This is a genomic window from Acinetobacter sp. ANC_7513 (assembly GCF_056779915.1).
On record NZ_JBWYIW010000010.1, the window covers coordinates 43499 to 61191 of the forward strand.

14 protein-coding genes are annotated in these 17693 nt (G+C 38.8%); 6 read left to right on the forward strand and 8 right to left on the reverse strand.

Annotated elements, in window-relative coordinates:
* Positions 1-74: 74 nt before the first annotated feature.
* Together fdxA and mutS are read right to left on the reverse strand one after the other, a co-directional pair.
* Positions 75-398: a ferredoxin FdxA gene (gene fdxA / locus AC1M9B_RS11205; protein ID WP_035266386.1), complete on the reverse strand. Its 324-nt coding sequence runs from the start codon at positions 396-398 to the stop codon at positions 75-77.
* A 235-nt stretch (positions 399-633) separates the two neighbouring features.
* Positions 634-3285 (reverse strand): DNA mismatch repair protein MutS, encoded by a 2652-nt coding sequence (gene mutS, locus AC1M9B_RS11210; protein ID WP_481609112.1) that lies wholly within the window; start codon positions 3283-3285, stop codon positions 634-636.
* 298 nt (positions 3286-3583) lie between these two features.
* Here mutS and AC1M9B_RS11215 point away from each other — a divergent pair, with 298 nt between their 5' ends.
* From AC1M9B_RS11215 to AC1M9B_RS11235, 5 genes are read left to right on the forward strand one after another with little or no spacing between them, the layout of a single operon-like run.
* The gene (locus AC1M9B_RS11215; RefSeq protein ID WP_481609113.1) at positions 3584-4834 is read left to right on the forward strand and encodes a dienelactone hydrolase family protein; all 1251 of its coding nucleotides are present in this window, start codon (positions 3584-3586) and stop codon (positions 4832-4834) included.
* A 21-nt stretch (positions 4835-4855) separates the two neighbouring features.
* Complete coding sequence (locus tag AC1M9B_RS11220) at positions 4856-5641, forward strand: SDR family oxidoreductase (RefSeq protein WP_092767734.1); 786 nt, start codon at positions 4856-4858, stop codon at positions 5639-5641.
* Between the two features lie 21 nt (positions 5642-5662).
* Positions 5663-6901, forward strand: a complete 1239-nt coding sequence (locus AC1M9B_RS11225) for a styrene monooxygenase/indole monooxygenase family protein (RefSeq protein ID WP_481609114.1) — start codon at positions 5663-5665, stop codon at positions 6899-6901.
* Positions 6902-6920: 19 nt separating this feature from the next.
* The gene (locus AC1M9B_RS11230; protein ID WP_481609115.1) at positions 6921-7445 is read left to right on the forward strand and encodes a flavin reductase family protein; all 525 of its coding nucleotides are present in this window, start codon (positions 6921-6923) and stop codon (positions 7443-7445) included.
* A gap of 53 nt (positions 7446-7498) precedes the next feature.
* Positions 7499-8443, forward strand: a complete 945-nt coding sequence (locus tag AC1M9B_RS11235) for a SphA family protein (RefSeq protein ID WP_481609116.1) — start codon at positions 7499-7501, stop codon at positions 8441-8443.
* 48 nt (positions 8444-8491) lie between these two features.
* Here the strand turns inward: AC1M9B_RS11235 and AC1M9B_RS11240 are convergent, their stop codons facing one another.
* Entirely contained in the window at positions 8492-9529 is a 1038-nt protein-coding gene (locus AC1M9B_RS11240; protein ID WP_092767742.1) for an AraC family transcriptional regulator, read from the reverse strand.
* 458 nt (positions 9530-9987) lie between these two features.
* Here AC1M9B_RS11240 and AC1M9B_RS11245 point away from each other — a divergent pair, with 458 nt between their 5' ends.
* A complete protein-coding gene (locus AC1M9B_RS11245; protein WP_481593673.1) occupies positions 9988-10968 on the forward strand; it encodes an AraC family transcriptional regulator in 981 nt (326 codons plus the stop codon).
* A gap of 44 nt (positions 10969-11012) precedes the next feature.
* Here the strand turns inward: AC1M9B_RS11245 and AC1M9B_RS11250 are convergent, their stop codons facing one another.
* From AC1M9B_RS11250 to AC1M9B_RS11270, 5 genes are all read right to left on the reverse strand, one after another.
* Entirely contained in the window at positions 11013-12356 is a 1344-nt protein-coding gene (locus AC1M9B_RS11250) for an MFS transporter (RefSeq protein ID WP_092767747.1), read from the reverse strand.
* 98 nt (positions 12357-12454) lie between these two features.
* A complete protein-coding gene (antC, locus tag AC1M9B_RS11255; protein WP_481609117.1) occupies positions 12455-13489 on the reverse strand; it encodes an anthranilate 1,2-dioxygenase electron transfer component AntC in 1035 nt (344 codons plus the stop codon).
* Between the two features lie 11 nt (positions 13490-13500).
* Positions 13501-13992 carry an anthranilate 1,2-dioxygenase small subunit gene (gene antB / locus AC1M9B_RS11260; protein ID WP_035266119.1) on the reverse strand — a complete coding sequence of 164 codons (492 nt, stop codon included), beginning with the start codon at positions 13990-13992 and terminating at the stop codon, positions 13501-13503.
* A gap of 2 nt (positions 13993-13994) precedes the next feature.
* A complete protein-coding gene (gene antA / locus AC1M9B_RS11265) occupies positions 13995-15431 on the reverse strand; it encodes an anthranilate 1,2-dioxygenase large subunit (RefSeq protein WP_035266117.1) in 1437 nt (478 codons plus the stop codon).
* A gap of 230 nt (positions 15432-15661) precedes the next feature.
* Positions 15662-17665: an esterase/lipase family protein gene (locus AC1M9B_RS11270; protein WP_481609140.1), complete on the reverse strand. Its 2004-nt coding sequence runs from the start codon at positions 17663-17665 to the stop codon at positions 15662-15664.
* Positions 17666-17693: the final 28 nt, after the last annotated feature.

The following is a 17693-nucleotide window of genomic DNA, read 5'->3' on the forward strand; positions in this document are numbered from 1 at the left end:
GAATGCGTATAAATTGCAAATAAATGTACCAATTGGGTATAAAAAAGATCAGCCGAAGCTGATCTCTCATTGGATTATTTTTCTAAATATTGCAATTTGTTTGGTTTGCCATTCCATTCTTCACGGTCAGCTGGCTGATCACCAATCTGAGTAATATTTGGCCATTTTTCTGCAAGTTCAGCATTGAGTTCGATAAAGACTTCTTGACCTTCAGGCAGTTCATCTTCCGAGAAAATGGCATTTGCAGGGCATTCAGGCTCACATAACGCGCAGTCAATACACTCATCTGGATTAATGACTAGAAAGTTTGGACCTTCATAGAAACAGTCAACTGGGCAAACTTCTACGCAGTCTTGATACTTACATTTAATACAATTTTCAGTGACAACAAAGGTCATGGCGTCAGCTACCTAAAAAATATGGTTCTAATAACGAATGCTGTATTTTAGGCAAATTGAACGAAACTAACAATTCCTTTTCTTGATATTTAATATAGGGGATGCTACTAAATCAGTAATATTTATGATGAGATCGCACTAATTTGCAAATTCTCAGGCATTCTGCCTCTGATTTCAAAAATCATGATTAAAAAAAGCCAGCAGATCGCTGGCTTATTGATTGAGTGTGCTTGAACTAAGATTTTTGGAGTAATTGTTTGAGTTGGTAGAGTTGGTCTAAAGCCTGTCTTGGACTTAAGTCATCTACAATAATTTCTGAAAGAAGTTGTTCAACTTGAGAAGGTTTACGAATTTCAACCACTTTTTCAACTTCAATAATTTTTTCTACAGGGTTACTATTTGAAAATAAATCTTGAGAGAACAAATCTTTTTGCACAGGTTGGGTTTGCAGTTGGAGTTTCTCCAGTTTTTTAAGTTTAGCTTGAGCCTCTTTAATCACGTTTTGAGGAATACCTGCTAGTTTAGCGACCTGTAAACCATGACTTTGACTTGCAGGACCTTTTTGAACCTTATGCAATAAGATGAGATGACCATTCACTTCTTGCGCAGTGACATGATAATTATCAATACACGGATCCATGCCTAATTCTGTTAATTCAAAATAGTGCGTTGCAAAAAGACATAAACATTTAATGCGATGCGTCAAATCAAGAACACAAGCCCAAGCTAATGACAAACCATCATAAGTGCTTGTGCCACGACCTACTTCGTCCATCAATACCAAAGATTGTTGAGTGGCATGATGTAAAATTTGAGAAGTTTCCGTCATTTCCACCATAAATGTAGATTTGCCAGAAGAAAGATCGTCTGCTGAACCGATACGCGTAAAGATCCGATCAATAGGTCCAAATTTTGCAGATTTCGCTGGAACGAAACTACCGCAATATGCCAATAGCGTAATTAACGCCGTCTGACGCATGAATGTAGATTTACCACCCATATTTGGGCCTGTGATAATCGACATACGATGCTGCATATCTAGATAAGTATCATTTGGGGTGTAAGGCGTTTTAATCAGTGATTCAACAACGGGATGGCGTCCTGCTTGAATGTATATTCCAATTTCAGGGCTAAATTCCGGACGATTCCAATTATATAATCTTGATAGATGTGCAAAGTTTGTAAGAACATCCAGTTGAGCAATAGCGCTCGCCATCATTTGAAGATTGGCGATATCTTGACGTAATTCATCCAATAACATTTCAAACAAAAGTTTTTCACGAGCCAATGCACGTGATTCGCTTGAAAGCACTTTATCTTCGAAAGACTTCAATTCAGGGGTGATATAACGTTCAGCATTTTTTAATGTTTGACGACGAATATAATGTGCAGGAGCTTGTTCTGCTTGCGCTCTGGTTAATTCAATATAGTAGCCACTCACTCGGTTATAACCGATTTTTAGTGTGTTTATACCTGTTGTTTCTCTTTCTTTGATTTCTAAATCAATTAAAAATTGTCCTGCATGATCACGTATTTGACGAAGTTCATCCAATTCATGATCAAAACCATTTGCAATGACATTACCATCTCTGAGTAGAACAGGTGGGTTTTCCACAATGGCTGACATGAGGCGATGATGTAAACCATTAAAGTCACCCAATTCCTCATTCAATTGATTGATTAAAGCGGATTGCGGTGTTGAGGTCATCGGTGCTAATGCATGGCGTAAATACGGAATCTGAGCACAGGCTTGACGTAGTTGCACTAAATCACGTGGTCGCGCACTTCCTAATGCCACACGGCTGAGTACGCGTTCGATATCACTGATTTCTTTTAATACCAGACGAATCGGAGATTCATGATAGCCAGAGAGTATTGTTTGTATCGCATCTAGACGCTGATCCAACAACGCAGTATCACGAATCGGTTGCATTAACGTTCGACTAAGCAGTCGGCTACCCATAGCCGTTTGGCATTGGTTGGTTAAATCAAATAATGAAGTGCCATGCTCAAACAAAGGATCAATAATCTCTAGATTTCGTCGCGTCACAGGATCAAGTGCAATAAAGTCGGAGCTTTGTTCAAGTCGAATTGAACGAATATGTGGCAATGCCGTCTTTTGGGTATCTTTGGCATAATGAATTAAAGCTGCCGCAGCTGCTTTCGCCAACTCAAGATGTTCAATTCCAAAACCAGATAAAGTACTTACGGCGAATTGATCACATAAAGTTTTTTGCGCATTATTCAGATTGAAGTCTACGTTTGGGCGTTTTGTAACGGGACAATCAAGAATTTGCTTAATCTGTTCAACCACTTCTGGATGCTTGAAATCCTCATCAATCAAAAGTTCACTTGGCATAAGACGCGCAAGTTCCAGAGGAAGTTGTTCAGCTTGAAAACTTTGTTGTTGGACTTTAAAAATACCTGCACTGAGATCTAATAGGGCGATACCAATTTCATCAGATTTAATACAGATGGATACTAAATTTGAACTCTGATGGGCATTCAGCAATGCGTCGTCTGTCAATGTACCCGGTGTAATAATTCTGACTACACCACGTTCGACAGGTCCTTTACCAGTGACTTCCCCAAGTTGTTCACAAATAACAACGGTTTCACCTTTTTTAACTAAACGCGCTAAGTATCCTTCTGCTGCATGATACGGAACTCCAGCCATTGGTATCGGTTGTCCATTCGCTTTACCACGGTGGGTTAACGTAATCCCTAAAATTTTGGCGGCTTTATGCGCATCGTCAAAAAATAACTCGTAGAAATCACCCATACGATAGAACATTAACGAATGCGGGTGCTGTAATTTCACCGTCATATATTGCTGCATCATTGGCGTCAATGTTGAAAGATCGATATTGGATTGATCTAAAGTCATCTTTGAAAAAAACCTGTAGTTAAATTTTGAAACGAAGAAGTACTGCTCAAGCTTAGCATGAGAAAAAATGCGTAAATCGATTATAAGATCTATTTTTAGCAAAAGATAAATGAGTCGAACCAATATTATAACCAACGACTCAATTTCGTTCATTGAATAATTAAATTCGATATCCATTTATGCAAATTCTTTGTGTAAAGAATCAGCAGTCTCTGGATAGTCTCCGCATCTTTTGGACAGTTTGTTATCGCATTTCATTTCATGATCAGATCATATTCGATGTCTTAGGGAAGAAAAAATGACAGGTCAAACGATTGAGATCACTACCAAATCAGGGAATCGCTATTCAGGGTATTTGGCAGTCCCAGAAGCGAAGAAAGGTCCAGGGATTGTATTGTGTCATGAAATATTTGGTATCAATGCAGCGATGCGAGCAAAAGCTGACATTCTCGCAGAGGAAGGCTATACCGTTTTAGTCCCTGATCTATTTTGGCGTACTGCACCAAACATTGATTTAGGTTATACACCTGAGGATTTTGAAAAAGCTTTTCAACTTTATCAACAATATGATGAAGATCAGGGTGTAAATGATATTCGTGAAAGTTTAGATTTTTTAACGACTTTAGATGCGTGTGACACGACTACGGGTCAGTCAGTGGTTGGATATTGTCTTGGTGGAAAACTTGCATATTTGGCTGCATGCCGTATTGATAACTTAGCGTGTTCGGTTGCTTACTACGGTGTAGGCATTGAAAAAGCGCTCGATGAACTCTCGAATGTGAAGGGTAAGCTTGTGCTACACATGGCTGAACTTGATCAATTCTGTCCAGCTGAAGCGCGAAATCAAATTACTGAAGCATGCGCACAATTTAAACATATTCATGCCTATGTTTATGAAGGTGTTGATCACGCATTTGCACGACCGAACAGCGATCATTATCACAAACCATCGGCGCGATTCGCCCATGAACGTACCGTAACAGCATTACATGAAACGGTTGGCCCTCACTATGACTTAGTTGCATTGTGGGAAGAGCATATTAGACATGAGTTCGACACGCGCGATGTACCAGCAACCATGGCAACGATGGTCGCTCAACCATATGTGAATCATATTCCAACATTGACAGGTGGTGTGGGATATAGCCAGTTAGCGCGATTCTATCGATATCATTTTGTACATCAAAATCCTCAAGATATGAAAATCACCTCAATTTCAAGAACCGTGGGATCTACTCAGGTTGTGGATGAATTCATCATGAGTTTCACTCACGACACTGAAATTGATTGGTTATTACCAGGTGTAAAACCGACTGGAAAATATGTCGAAATTCCGATGTTAGGGGTCATTCAGTTTAGAGGTCCAAAACTTTGTCATGAACATATTTATTGGGATCAAGCTTCTGTACTTGTCCAAATCGGACTACTTAATCCAGAAGGATTGCCTGTTGCAGGTGTAGAAACAGCGAAAAAACTTTTAGATGAAGATATTCCTTCAAATGGCTTGATGCCAAGTTGGGAGTCGAGTGTTGGTAAGCCAATCGAATAATCAAAATAAATGGGGCAAAAAATGGAATTAAATATTAAAGATAAAGTTGCCATTGTCAGTGGTGGATCAACGTTGATTGGACAGGCTGTGGTTCAAAGTCTCGTGAATTTAGGGGCTAAAGTTGCCATTTTAGACATTGATGATTACGGAAAAACCATAGCTGCGCAACATCCTTATGAAGTGATGTTTATACAAACTGATCTAACTTCAGACATCGCAATTCAGGAAGCGGTGAATAGCATTAGAAATCATCTAGGTGAAGTCAGTTATTTAGTGAACTTGGCATGTACCTATCTTGATGATGGTTTCAAATCACCACGATCAGATTGGTTAAAAGCATTAGATATCAATTTGGTGTCTATTGTTGAGCTAACGCGTGCCGTATATGAAGATTTGCAAAAAAATAAAGGGTCAGTGGTGAATTTCACCTCGATTTCAGCGCAATGTGCTCAAACGGGACGTTGGTTATATCCAGTGTCCAAAGCAGCAATTTTACAACTGACCAAATCGATGGCAATGGATTTTGCGCCAGATGGTATCCGTGTCAACTCAGTTTCACCAGGTTGGACTTGGTCGAGAGTGATTTCTGAAGTGAGTGGACAAAATCGTGCGAAAGCTGATGCTGTAGCAAGTGATTATCATCTCTTGGGACGTTTGGGTAATCCGGCAGAAGTGGCAAATGTAGTGACCTTTTTATTGTCGGATGCTGCAAGTTTTGTGACTGGCGCAGATTATGCGGTAGATGGTGGGTATTCAGTCATGGGGCCTGAAACGAATCAACCCGCAATACCACGTTTAGCAGAATAAATTAAATATTGGAGAATAAAGATGAGAAAAATTGCAATTGTTGGTGCAGGTCAGTCAGGACTTCAACTTGGATTAGGACTGCTTGATAAGGGATATGACATCACGATTTTGTCGAATAAAACTCCTGATGAGATTCGTCAAGGTAAAGTCATGTCTAGTCAATGTATGTTCCATACTGCGTTACAGACTGAGCGTGATTTAGGATTAAATTTTTGGGAAGAGCATTGTCCAGCGGTAGAAGGTATTAGTTTTGCTTTGGTTGATCCAGCAAGTGGTGAAAGAGCATTTAAATGGAGTGCGCGATTAGAGCGTTATGCTCAATCTGTTGATCAACGTGTCAAGATGCCTTATTGGCTTGAAGAGTTTCAGCGCCGTGGAGGCAAGTTTGTTCTCCAAGACGTTGGTCTAAACGAATTAGAACATTTGGCTGACGAGTATGAATTAGTGCTCTTGGCTGCGGGTAAAGGTGAAGTGGTTAAAGAGTTTGTACGTGACGCAGAACGAAGTACTTTTGACAAACCTCAGCGTGCATTGGCTTTGACTTATGTGAATGGAATGAAGCCAATTTCGCCATACTCGAGAGTGAGCTTTAATATTATTCCTGGGGTGGGTGAGTATTTTTGTTTTCCTGCGCTTACAGTAAATGGTCCATGTGACATTATGGTTTTTGAAGGGATTCCTAATGGTCCTATGGATTGCTGGGCTGAAGTTAAAACACCAGAAGAACATTTAAATAAAAGCTTAGAAATTCTGAAACAACATTTGCCGTGGGAATATGAGCGTTGTCAAGACGTAACGCTGACAGATCATGGCGGATATTTAGCAGGACGTTTCCCACCAACGGTACGTAAACCTGTCATGACATTGGCTTCTGGTAAAAAAATATTTGGAATGGCAGATGCATTGGTGGTGAATGATCCAATCACAGGTCAAGGATCAAATAATGCAGCTAAGTGTAGCAAGGTTTATTTCGATGCGATCTTAGCACACGGTAATCAACCGTTTACTGAAGATTGGATGGAGTCAACGTTTGAGAAATATTGGTCATATGCTGAAAAAGTCGTGAGCTGGACAAATAGTTTATTGGTTCCACCTCGACCTCATGTTGTTGAGCTACTGGGTGCAGCCTCTCAAAATCACAATTTAGCTTCTCAGATCGTTAATAATTTTGATGATCCACGTAACTTTTCACCGTGGTGGTTTGACGAAAACGCAGCGAAAGAATTATTAGAATCAGATCAAGTTTCTCAAGTGGCTTGATGGAACTGAGGTGTTAAAAATGGATGTATTAGATAAAATTAATCTGCAAGAGATTGACGTCAGTAATCCTCGCGAGATTCGCAATCTTCTTGGTCAGTTTGCCACAGGTGTTACCGTAATCACCACACGTGGAACCGATGGACGAAAAGTGGGTATGACAGCCAATTCATTTTCTTCGTTGTCATTAGATCCACCGCTTGTGTTGTGGAGCTTGTCGAAAACAGCACCAAGTTTGCCTGATTTTGTTGCAGCTGAGCACTTTGCAGTTCATATGTTAACGAAGGAGCAGCATCAGCTTTCTACCCATTTTGCCCGTGGTGCACAAGATAAGTTTGCCACAGTTGATCATGGTGAATGTGATACAGGTGTTCCATTACTGAACGAAGCACTTGCTACACTTGTTTGTAAAAATGTACAGCAATACGAAGGTGGCGATCACTTGATTTTTATCGGTGAAATTCAAAAATATCAACAAACTGCTGGTGAGCCCTTAGTATTTCATGCTGGTCGTTACCAAGTTGCAGCGTGCCATCCAGACCTTTAATCATTGCTTTAAAAACCACGATGAATAATCGTGGTTTTTTATGGGAAATACACATGAAAAATAAAATTATATTAAGTGCTTTAACCTTGTTTACTACAGCAAACTCATCACATGTTCTTGCTTATGATTTACCGACTGTGAATTTGGGTATGACCAGCTTTCTAGATGGTGGACTACCAGCTGGACCTGGTTGGTATTCGCAAACGTATTTTCAACATTATGACAGTGATAAGTTGAGAGATGCGAGTGGACAAAGGCTTCCGCTGCCCAAAACAGATTTAAATTATCAAGTGATTGTCGAGCAATTAAGTTACATGTCGACCTATAAACCGACTGCTCATTCAAGTCTAGGTCTGAATTTACTTATCCCTTATTTAAGTAAAATCAGTGTTGACGATGGTTTAAATAATCAAGCCTTAAAAGCTCAAAGTGGATTTGGAGATTTGATGATTGGTCCATTTCTCCAGTTTGATCCAGTCATGGGTGAACAGGGACCAAAATTTGTTCATCGAATTGAATTTCAGCTAAATTTGCCAACAGGGGAATATCAGCAAAACCGTGATATTAATCCGGGTAATAATGCATTTTCCTTCAATCCATATTGGGCTGCAACGTATTGGTTTAATCCGAAATGGACAGCTTCGACACGCGCTCATTATTTGTATAATTTTAAAAATGATGATCCAACTTATGGTTTTGGTGCTGCTGATGACATCCAAGCGGGGCAAGCAGTACACATTAACCTAGCATCTGAATATGCTGTACATGATCAGATTCGATTGGGTTTAAGTGGGTACTATTTAAAACAGCTTACCGATACTAAAGTTGATGGTGTAAAAGTCGATGGTCGCAAAGAAAGTGTGTGGGCAGTTGGACCTGGACTTATGTATAGTCACTCGCCAAAAAATCATGTCATCGCAAATGCATATTTCGAGCATGATGCAAAAAATAGAACTGAAGGCGATCGATTTCAAATTCGATACATTCATCACTTCTAATCAAATAAGCCTGTGATTTCACAGGCTTTTTTATTGACAGACATAAAATTAAGAGAAGAGTGAATTTTGTGTAATCTTACGCGTTGATGATGGCAGCTCGCCATAACGACGTTTGTACTCTTGTGAAAAACGACCTAAATGAGTAAAGCCCCACTTAAATGCAACATCAGTGACCGTGGCATGTTCATTATTCATCAGTTCAAGATGAGCTTGTTCAAAACGAAGCTCACGTAAATATGCCATAGGGGTAATGCCAAAATGGTTTTTGAATCCTGCAAAGAGTGTTCGTGCACTTACACCTGATTGTTCAGCCAAGACTTCTATGTTGAGTGGTTCATGTAAGTGGTGGTGAATGTATGCTTCAGCACGTTTGATAAAGTAGGGCGCTAATTTTTTCTCATGATGAGAATTTGCTTTAAAAAAAGCATTATTTGGTTGTCCATAAATTAGCGCATTAAATAGATTTGATTCAAACTGCTTAAATGCAAGTGGGTGGTGGAGAGGATGATGCTCACATTTAAGTGCATCCATCATGGTTCTTAAAAGTTGCAGAAAATAACCACCAGATTGGGTGGTAAAATCAAGTCGAGGATTAAAAATTACATTTTTTTGTTCAGATTTCACGATATGTTGCTGACAATGATGTGCAAAATCATCTTTTGAAATTTTGAGAATGAGTTGAGGGGAGTGAGCACGCCAGCGCATTCTGAGTGACTGGTCAGGTGAGATAATTGACGCTACTTCTGAGTATGAAATAAATTTATCTTGACCAAATTCAATTTCAGCATAGCCTCGAGTAGGAATCTGAATAAGATAAAACTTTTCAAGTTGATCTGGTTCGATCAATACATCTGCGCCATATTCCAAGCGGCTGATAGAAAGAGCCCCAGTTTGAACATGATGCATGCTTGCACTAAAATTTTTAGCTGATTTTAACACTTTTAGAGCATGAGGCTTAAAAATTTGCCCTACATTTTTACAAGTTTCGCTCAAATCTGCTTGATTGAAGACCAAGTTTTGACTGTTGAAAATTGATTCATTACTAAAATTTTGCCCAGTTAGCTGAGAGGAATGAAGCTGGTTCATTGTGAATCCTTTTGGCTCATTAGTAGTCCGTACCATGACAGTAGTGTTAAATTGATATCATGGAATGAGATTTACGATATAAATAAATGAAGCAATATTCAGACCAGAAATAATAATTTTAAAATTTAATAGCTATAGTGGTAATTGAAAAAATTACATTTATTTATATCAGTCCTATCCTTAGGACGTTATTTAAAAATCTATCTCTATAATCGCTGAATGTCAAATAAAACCGAATTTTTTATCATTGTAATTTTAATATAAGTTAATGAAAAATAATAAAAAATTAAAATACCTATTAAGTAATATAAGATACCAAATTAGTATTTTTTAATTTACTAATCTGTGTTCAAAAATATATTTAAATATTTAGTCGAAGCGAAGAGACTTTATTTCGACATTATTATTAAAAATGTTTTATAGTATTTATCATGATTCAAAATAGCTAGGTGAACAGGATGATCACACTCAGCCAACATAAGGATCTTAGTCACGCATCGCGTGAATTGAATGTTGCTCAACGATTAATGAGCCTTATTTGTGGTTCACATCAATTAGAAACTGCTCGTAAAGATCAGCTTGATTTTCATTATTCAGGTATACGCTTGCCGAGTAAAAAAATGGCAATTGGCTGTATCAGTTATGGCACAGATGTATCTATTCAAATTCAGCAGCTAGGTGCATACAGTATCAGTTTGCCTATTCATGGACAGCAAACATTGCGTATGAATGGAGAAACTCATTTATCACATAGTAATAATGGAATCATTGTTTCTAGTCAGGATCAGCAAGAACTCATCATTCACCGTAATTGTAAAAAATTTCAAGTGGTGATTCCTGAAGAAAGTGTCAAATCTGTACTTTCCAATTTGCTTTCTAAACCTGTTAAAGAGCGGGTGATTTTTGAGCCAGATATGCCATTTAGTGAAGATAACTTCCTAAGATTGTGGTGGAATAATATTCAACAATGTTTATCGCTCAGGCAAGATTATTCTCGTTTTGATGGTTTAAATCTGCTTTCTCAAGATTATGAAAGTTTTTTGATTAAGGCTTTGCTTTTAACCCAGCAGAATAATTATTCCAATGAATTAAGATCGCTCCAAGAGTATCAGCTTCCGAAGCCAGTCATGGTGGTCAGAGAGTTTATCCATCGTTTTGCTGATCAAGAGTTGGATGCATCAGATTTAGTCATGATATCGGGAACTTCAAAATCGACTTTATACCGTGAGTTTCAACAAGCGCTGCATATGAGTCCTATGGATTATTTAAAAAACTATAGACTTGAACAGATTCATCATGCTTTGCTGCAGAACAATGCAAATATTTCCATTTCGAGATTGGCTTATGACTGGGGATTCAGACATTTAGGACGATTTTCTCAAGAATACAAAGCCAAATATGGGGTTCTCCCGAGTGAAACACTTAAAATAATGGTTTAAAAAAAAAGCCCCTTGATTGGGGCTTTTTAATGACTGAGTTGAGATTACTGCGTTACCTCTGCAGTTGCAGTATTGGCTGATTCAGGTTGTTTTAGTCCTTTTAATGCGAGCGCAATAAACGAAATAAATGTCGGAATTGCTAGGACATAGAAAATACCTGCAAGAGATAATTCAAAAGTAAAAATCAGTGATCCGTAGAACGCACCTAAGATCGCACCGATACGACCAATACCATGCATCCATGAAACACCTACACCGCGGCACACTGAAGGGTAGAACAGTGCTGTTAATGGAAGTAGTGATGATTGAGCACCCACTAATAATGCGCCAATTAAGAAAATTGCAATACCGAGTAAAACAATACTTTGGCTTACGAATGCTGCAACGAAGAACAATACAAATGCTGCGAGATAAGAATATTTAATCACAGTATTTGGATTAACTTTATCCATATACCACCCCATAAAGCATGCACCTATTACACCGCCGAATGGGAAAATCGCTGCAATTAAACTAAACTGCTCTGTTGTAAATCCAGCGGTTTTAAGAATAGTTGGCATCCAGCTGGTTAACAGATAAAACACCATTAGGCTGGTAAAGCAACACAGCCAAAGCATTGCCGAACCCCAAAAGTATTTGCTAAACAAAATTTTAACAGGGCTTTGTTTAGGATCTAATACTTCTGCTTCAGGTAGAACAAATACAGTACTTTGATCAAATGTTTGACCGTGAATCTTCTCAAGAATTGGTTTTGCTTTTTCTTGACGATTTTGTTTGATGAGGTATTGAGGTGATTCAGGTAACTTGGTAATCAAAAATACCAATACAATGAGTGGGATTACACCGCCAATAATAATGACATTTGCCCACCCTTGATTCTCTAATAAGAACGCAGATAAGACACCGCCACTTGAGATCCCTAACATAAATCCGCAACCTGCTAATCCGGTCAGGAATGCTTTACGTTTTAGAGGCATGTATTCGGATACCATTGTGCTGATATTCGGCATAGCCGCACCAAGTCCGACCCCTGTAATAAAACGATAGATCATAAGTTCTTGTGTGTTAGAAGCAAATCCACACATGATGGTGAAAATTGAAAACAACAAAGTCGTCATTACGATGACACCCTTGCGTCCAAATTTATCTGATAATGGTCCTGAGATAATGGCGCCGATCGACATGCCTACTAAGGCCGCACTGAGCACAGGTGCTAGATCTGGTTTTGAAATCCCCCAATCATCTAACAATGCTGGTGCAATAAAGCCTAAGATGCCAGTGTCTAATCCATCACAGAAAAAAACCAAAAACCCCAGAAAGAAAACTGTCCATTGTAAAGGGGACATTTTTTCCCGATCAATAACGTCATTTACAATTATTTTTTGCATTTAAAATTTCCATATATTCAAACGTTAGAACAAAAAAGGACTATCGTTTGCAAAGAATATTAACGATAGTCCTTAGTGATTGTCATCAGCTCATTTAATTATCTTGAGCTATGACTTTGAATAAACTTCTCACTGTAAACACGTCCGTTGTCTATCTGGTGATCAGCTAACCAATTTTTGACAGCATCGATCATTGGTGGCGGACCACACAAATACATATCGAATGCTGATTCGCTTAATTGCGATTGATCTAAATGTTCGTGGATAAATCCTTTTTTTCCAGTCCAATCATTAGAAGGTTGTCCGATTACGGGATGATACTCAAAGTGTGGAATCTTAGCTGAGTATGCTTTTAACCTTTCTTGTTCACACAAATCTTGCTCTTTGTTTACACCATAATATAGTTGTACTGGTGGAATTTGAGGTTGTTTCACAATTTGATCTAGCATTCCTAAAAATGCTGACAATCCAGTACCTCCTGCGACAAAGACTAATGGCTTTTCTTTTTCCACTTCGCGAAGATAAAAACTTCCTAAAGGCGCTTCGAGTAAAATTGTATCCCCAACTTTTGCTCGATCTCGCAGATAGTCACTCATGAGACCTTGCGGGAGTAAGCGAATTAAAAACTGTAATTGATTACCTTCATTGGGTAAATTGGCAAAGGAATAAGAACGCCAATCATTTGCACCAGGAATTTTTAATCGAGCATATTGACCCGGTAAATAATCAATTTTCTGCGTATGTTGACTGGCATCTACATGAATGATTGCCGTAGTTTCAGAGACTAATTCTACGTGAGTCACTTTGGTTTCGAGTTGAAGTGTTTCACCAGCATTACAGAAACTTGAGTCATGATCGAAATAGAATGCAGCATTCGATTGCACTCGTGTTTGACAAGCTAAAATTTTACGCTCTGCCAGATCACGTTCGGTTAATGCTTCTTCATCGACATAATCTTGAGTGTAATTGCCACTTTCACATTGCCCTTGACAGGTTGCGCAAACGCCTTCACGGCAGTCTAAAGGCAATGTGATACCTTGACGGAACGCAGCATCAAGTAAAAGCTCATCATTATTCACAGAGATAAAGAACGTTTTACCATCTGCAAAGTTGAGTGCAACAGAATGACTCATTCTTTTACTCCTTAAACGTGATAGAAGTCGAGCACAGAATCAATTTTGTCATTCAACAAAATGGTGTGCTGTTTACGAATGCGGAAAGTGTCTTCATGTTGACGAAGGATATAAGTGACATGCCCGTAAAAATAGCCTTCTAAACCTTGGCGGTTATAGAATGTCGACCAACCCGCTTTAACTTCTAATAATCCGTCTTCAAGTGTTTTTACACGGATGTTGTGAATCGCATGCATGAGACGCGGAAGGGGCGTAGCTGATGCAGCTTTACCAGTTCCTATACGGAATACGCGATCTTCAAGGCCAGCACGATTTTCATAATAGATATATGAAAGCCCTTGGTTTGGATCAGTGACGTATTCATGGTCACTAATCCATTGTGGAATGTGGTATTCGCTGTCTTCGTCATAGAGTTCTAGATATGCGTCCCATTCATAGTTGTCACAAAGCGCAGATTTTTCATATAAAAATTGAGAAACTTGATGTACAAGAGCTTGTGTCATGATTAAGCCTCCTCAGTTGTCGCTTGTGATGCAGGGCATTCGTGTGGTTCAGAAGTATCTTCAGTGAGTTTAAGTGCTTTATTTTTTAAGCCTTTTAACATGAGATCGCGCCAAACTTGGTGTTGATTGACATATAAACCTTCTTGAGTGATTTCAGTACCCGTGATGACTGGTTTGATCCCTAATGTTTGAGCATTCGGGCTGTCGCCATAATTCCACTTGTGATAACCGCGCGAAATGTCACTCCAGCGTTCTAAACGAGCTTGGAAACCACGCTGTTGTTCACGGAATTCGACTAAATCGTCAGGTGTGCCTAAGCCCGATACGTTGAAGAAATCTTCGAATTGACGAATACGGTTACGACGTGCTTCAGCCGACTCACCTTTAACACCAATACACTGGCTAATGACTTCAGTTTTATTCCACGCAACTGGACGAATAATACGAAGTTGCGAACTGATTTGATCCATAAAGAAAAGGCTTGGGTATAAGTTCAAGTTTCTGAGACGATGCATTGCCCATTCAGCACGTTTTTGACCATATTTTTCAACCAGATATGGCATCACAGTTGCGTAACCAGGACGTACAGTTGGGTTAGGCATGTCACTAAACAAAACGTTATGACCATTTTTAAATGAGAACCAACCATCATCAGTTGTGTCATCACCAGCACCTAATTTACTGTAATCAAGTGTGTCCTTTGGTCCTGTCCCTTTTTGTGCATTCAGTTGCTGACGATATTGAACTGTAGAGACATAGTTATAGTGAACAGTACTTACGTGGTAGCCATCTACACCATTTTCATTTTGTAGCTTCCAGTTTCCAGCAAAGGTATATGCTGATTTACCCGGTAAAACTTCTAATTCACCTGTAGGTGATTGTTCAACCATAAGATCAAGGAAAACACGTGTATCACCTAAATAATCTTCTAAGGTGTCTGTAGCTGTTGTATCTAAACTAACGAAGACAAATCCTTTATAACTTGCAATACGTGCTTTTTTTAGACCTCGTGAAGATTTATCAAAGTCATCACAATACTCACCAGGAGCTTTAACTTTTACGAGGCGACCATCCGATTTGTAACACCAAGCATGGAACGGGCAGGTAAATGTGGATTGATTACCTTTAGCAACTCGGGTCAATGTAGCACCACGGTGCTCGCAGGCATTGACCATTGCATTTAAATTACCTTGACCATCACGGTTAATGATGAGCGGTTGGCGACCAATTTGAACAGTGACAAAGTCATTTGGTTTTGGAATTTCACTTTCATGACACGCGTAGATCCATACCTTTTCAAAGATCATTTCCATTTCTAGATCAAAAAGTTCTGGTTCAGTAAACATGTCACGTGCGATACGATAGACGCCATCCTCTGGTCGAAAATCGATACATCCTTCAATAAAATCATGCCATTCGATGCTGCTACGAGATCCCATGGTCTAACTCCTTATATCACTTGATTTCATTTATCTTTGAATCTATTGAACAGTGATTAACGGAGTCAGGCTATCCAGTTTGTTCTAATCGTTATCCATTTTTTCTCAAATATTTTATAGAGAAGGTAGTTAAAAATATGAGTGGGATTCAAAAGTCGTCCTTTGGGACTATAAAAACAAAAAGCCGATGCATCTTTGATACATCGGCTGATAAAAGCTAAAGGAAATCGTTATTTGGCAATTCCAAGCTCTGTCAAATGAAGTCTTAGGATTCGTCTTAATTCCAACACAGCTTCAGGCGTTTCCTGAATTGAGTGACCACCTTTGATAATAATCTCAGATTGTGCCCCTTTAAGATGCGCACTCTGATAAGGCACGATCCCATCTGACATAACAGTAGGATCTTTACTCTCAGTCACATTCCCCATGATGGAGTGAAATTTAAATCCTTTAATTGGCGTCACAGGTGAGGTTAATTTGGTGAAAGGAGAGTTGTGACTCAGATCACTCGGACCATTTTGAATCAATCCATGACCTAAGTCTTTGACAAAATGTTTAATATTAATATCTTTATCTGAGAGCGATTCAGCAAATGCACCCAAAAATGCACCTGGCAATTTGATCACTTTACGCGCAGCTCGTGTAAACCAACGATCAGCATAATCTGTGCCTCTGTGCGGTGCTGCTAAGAAAATAGCACGATTAAATTGTGGCACAGGTTTGATTTGTAAACGAGCTTTAAATAACGGTTCATTCTTAAAACGGCTAATTTGAGAATTTTTTAATTGAGACAATGCAGGTTGTGTTAAATCAGCTTGGCTCACCAATAATCTTGAAATAATACCACCCATACTATGTCCAATCAGAACTGCATCTTTAGCTGACGCCGTAGATTGATCAAGTGAATTAAATGCTTGTTGAATGATCGCATTCACCTGAAAGCGACTTTCTAAAATTGGCATATTGGTTGAGTAAAATACTTGCCAAACTTGATAATGCTCTCTTAGAACATTATCTCCCATAATGTCATTGGTTAATGCAATCCAAGCTTCTGGACTGCTTGCAAGTCCATGCACCAAAACAATAATTTTTTTGTTTGGATTATAGGGTTCGAGCATAAAGAGATGGGGCATTGTGATTGTATTGTCACGATCAATCAAACTCAAATATGCAGCAGCACCTAAGTTATTTTCGGCAAGCCACAAACCATAAGGTGCAGAGTAATTCGCAGCTAAAGGATAAACTTTTCCACCTACTTTTAATTGATCTAATCCATAAGGATCATAAATATTCAGGGTGAAATGCGGGTCATTCAGAATATTCTCTACATTACTTTGACGCGCAGGCTCAGCGGTCATCGTGACTGAAAGATAACGTGGCGGATGAATGTTAGGATTACGACCATTTTTATAAGCGTGATTTAATGGATCTACAATATATTTACCTGAATCGCTATTTCGCTCTGGCGCTGGAAGCGTTGCGACAAATTCCGCACCGAAACCATCCCGACGGTTAATCGAACGCAAGCCACTAAAATTGAGATTGTAGCTTGAAAGCAGGCTATCTAATTTTTGATTAGCAATCTGAGGGTAATGGTCATAGTTGATGGTATAAATGCTTTCACCAATTTTTATTTGTTTGGGAACTTTTTCACCCGTATAGCGCATACCGTAGGTCATCACCATTTTCGCCAAGGCTTGATTGTAGAAATCTCGTATTTGAACTTGTCTATTATCGAAAATACGGTCGCTTGGTTGGCGTTTTGTCTTGAATAGATAGGCATAACTATAACGAATACTTTTATCAAGCATTGCTAACTGTTGGTCAAGACATTGACTATAGTTTTCTTGATGAATTTTTTTCTTTTCTTCTGACTGATATTTATTAATTAAACTGGTATTACAAGCAGAAGAATTACTGAGGGCTAATGCCCGTGTCAAATATGCTTCACTTGCAGTTGAATAAAGTTGTTCATCTTGAATTTGTTTAATTTTTTTTAGATCAGATACACATTTATCGGGATCATTAGAACAACTTTCAGCCTCACTGCCTGTCATTGAGAGAACATTCAGACTCGCTTCACTCATTTTTTTACGCGTTAATATGCTATCTCGTTCATTCGCGATCGAGACATTAAGCGCTTGATTTTTTACACTGACGACTTGGCAACCTGTCATAAATAGTGGTGTTGCGATCAGTAGGGCGCCAATGTATTTATTGTTCATCATAAACATATTTTCAACTGTCAGCATGAATCATTAA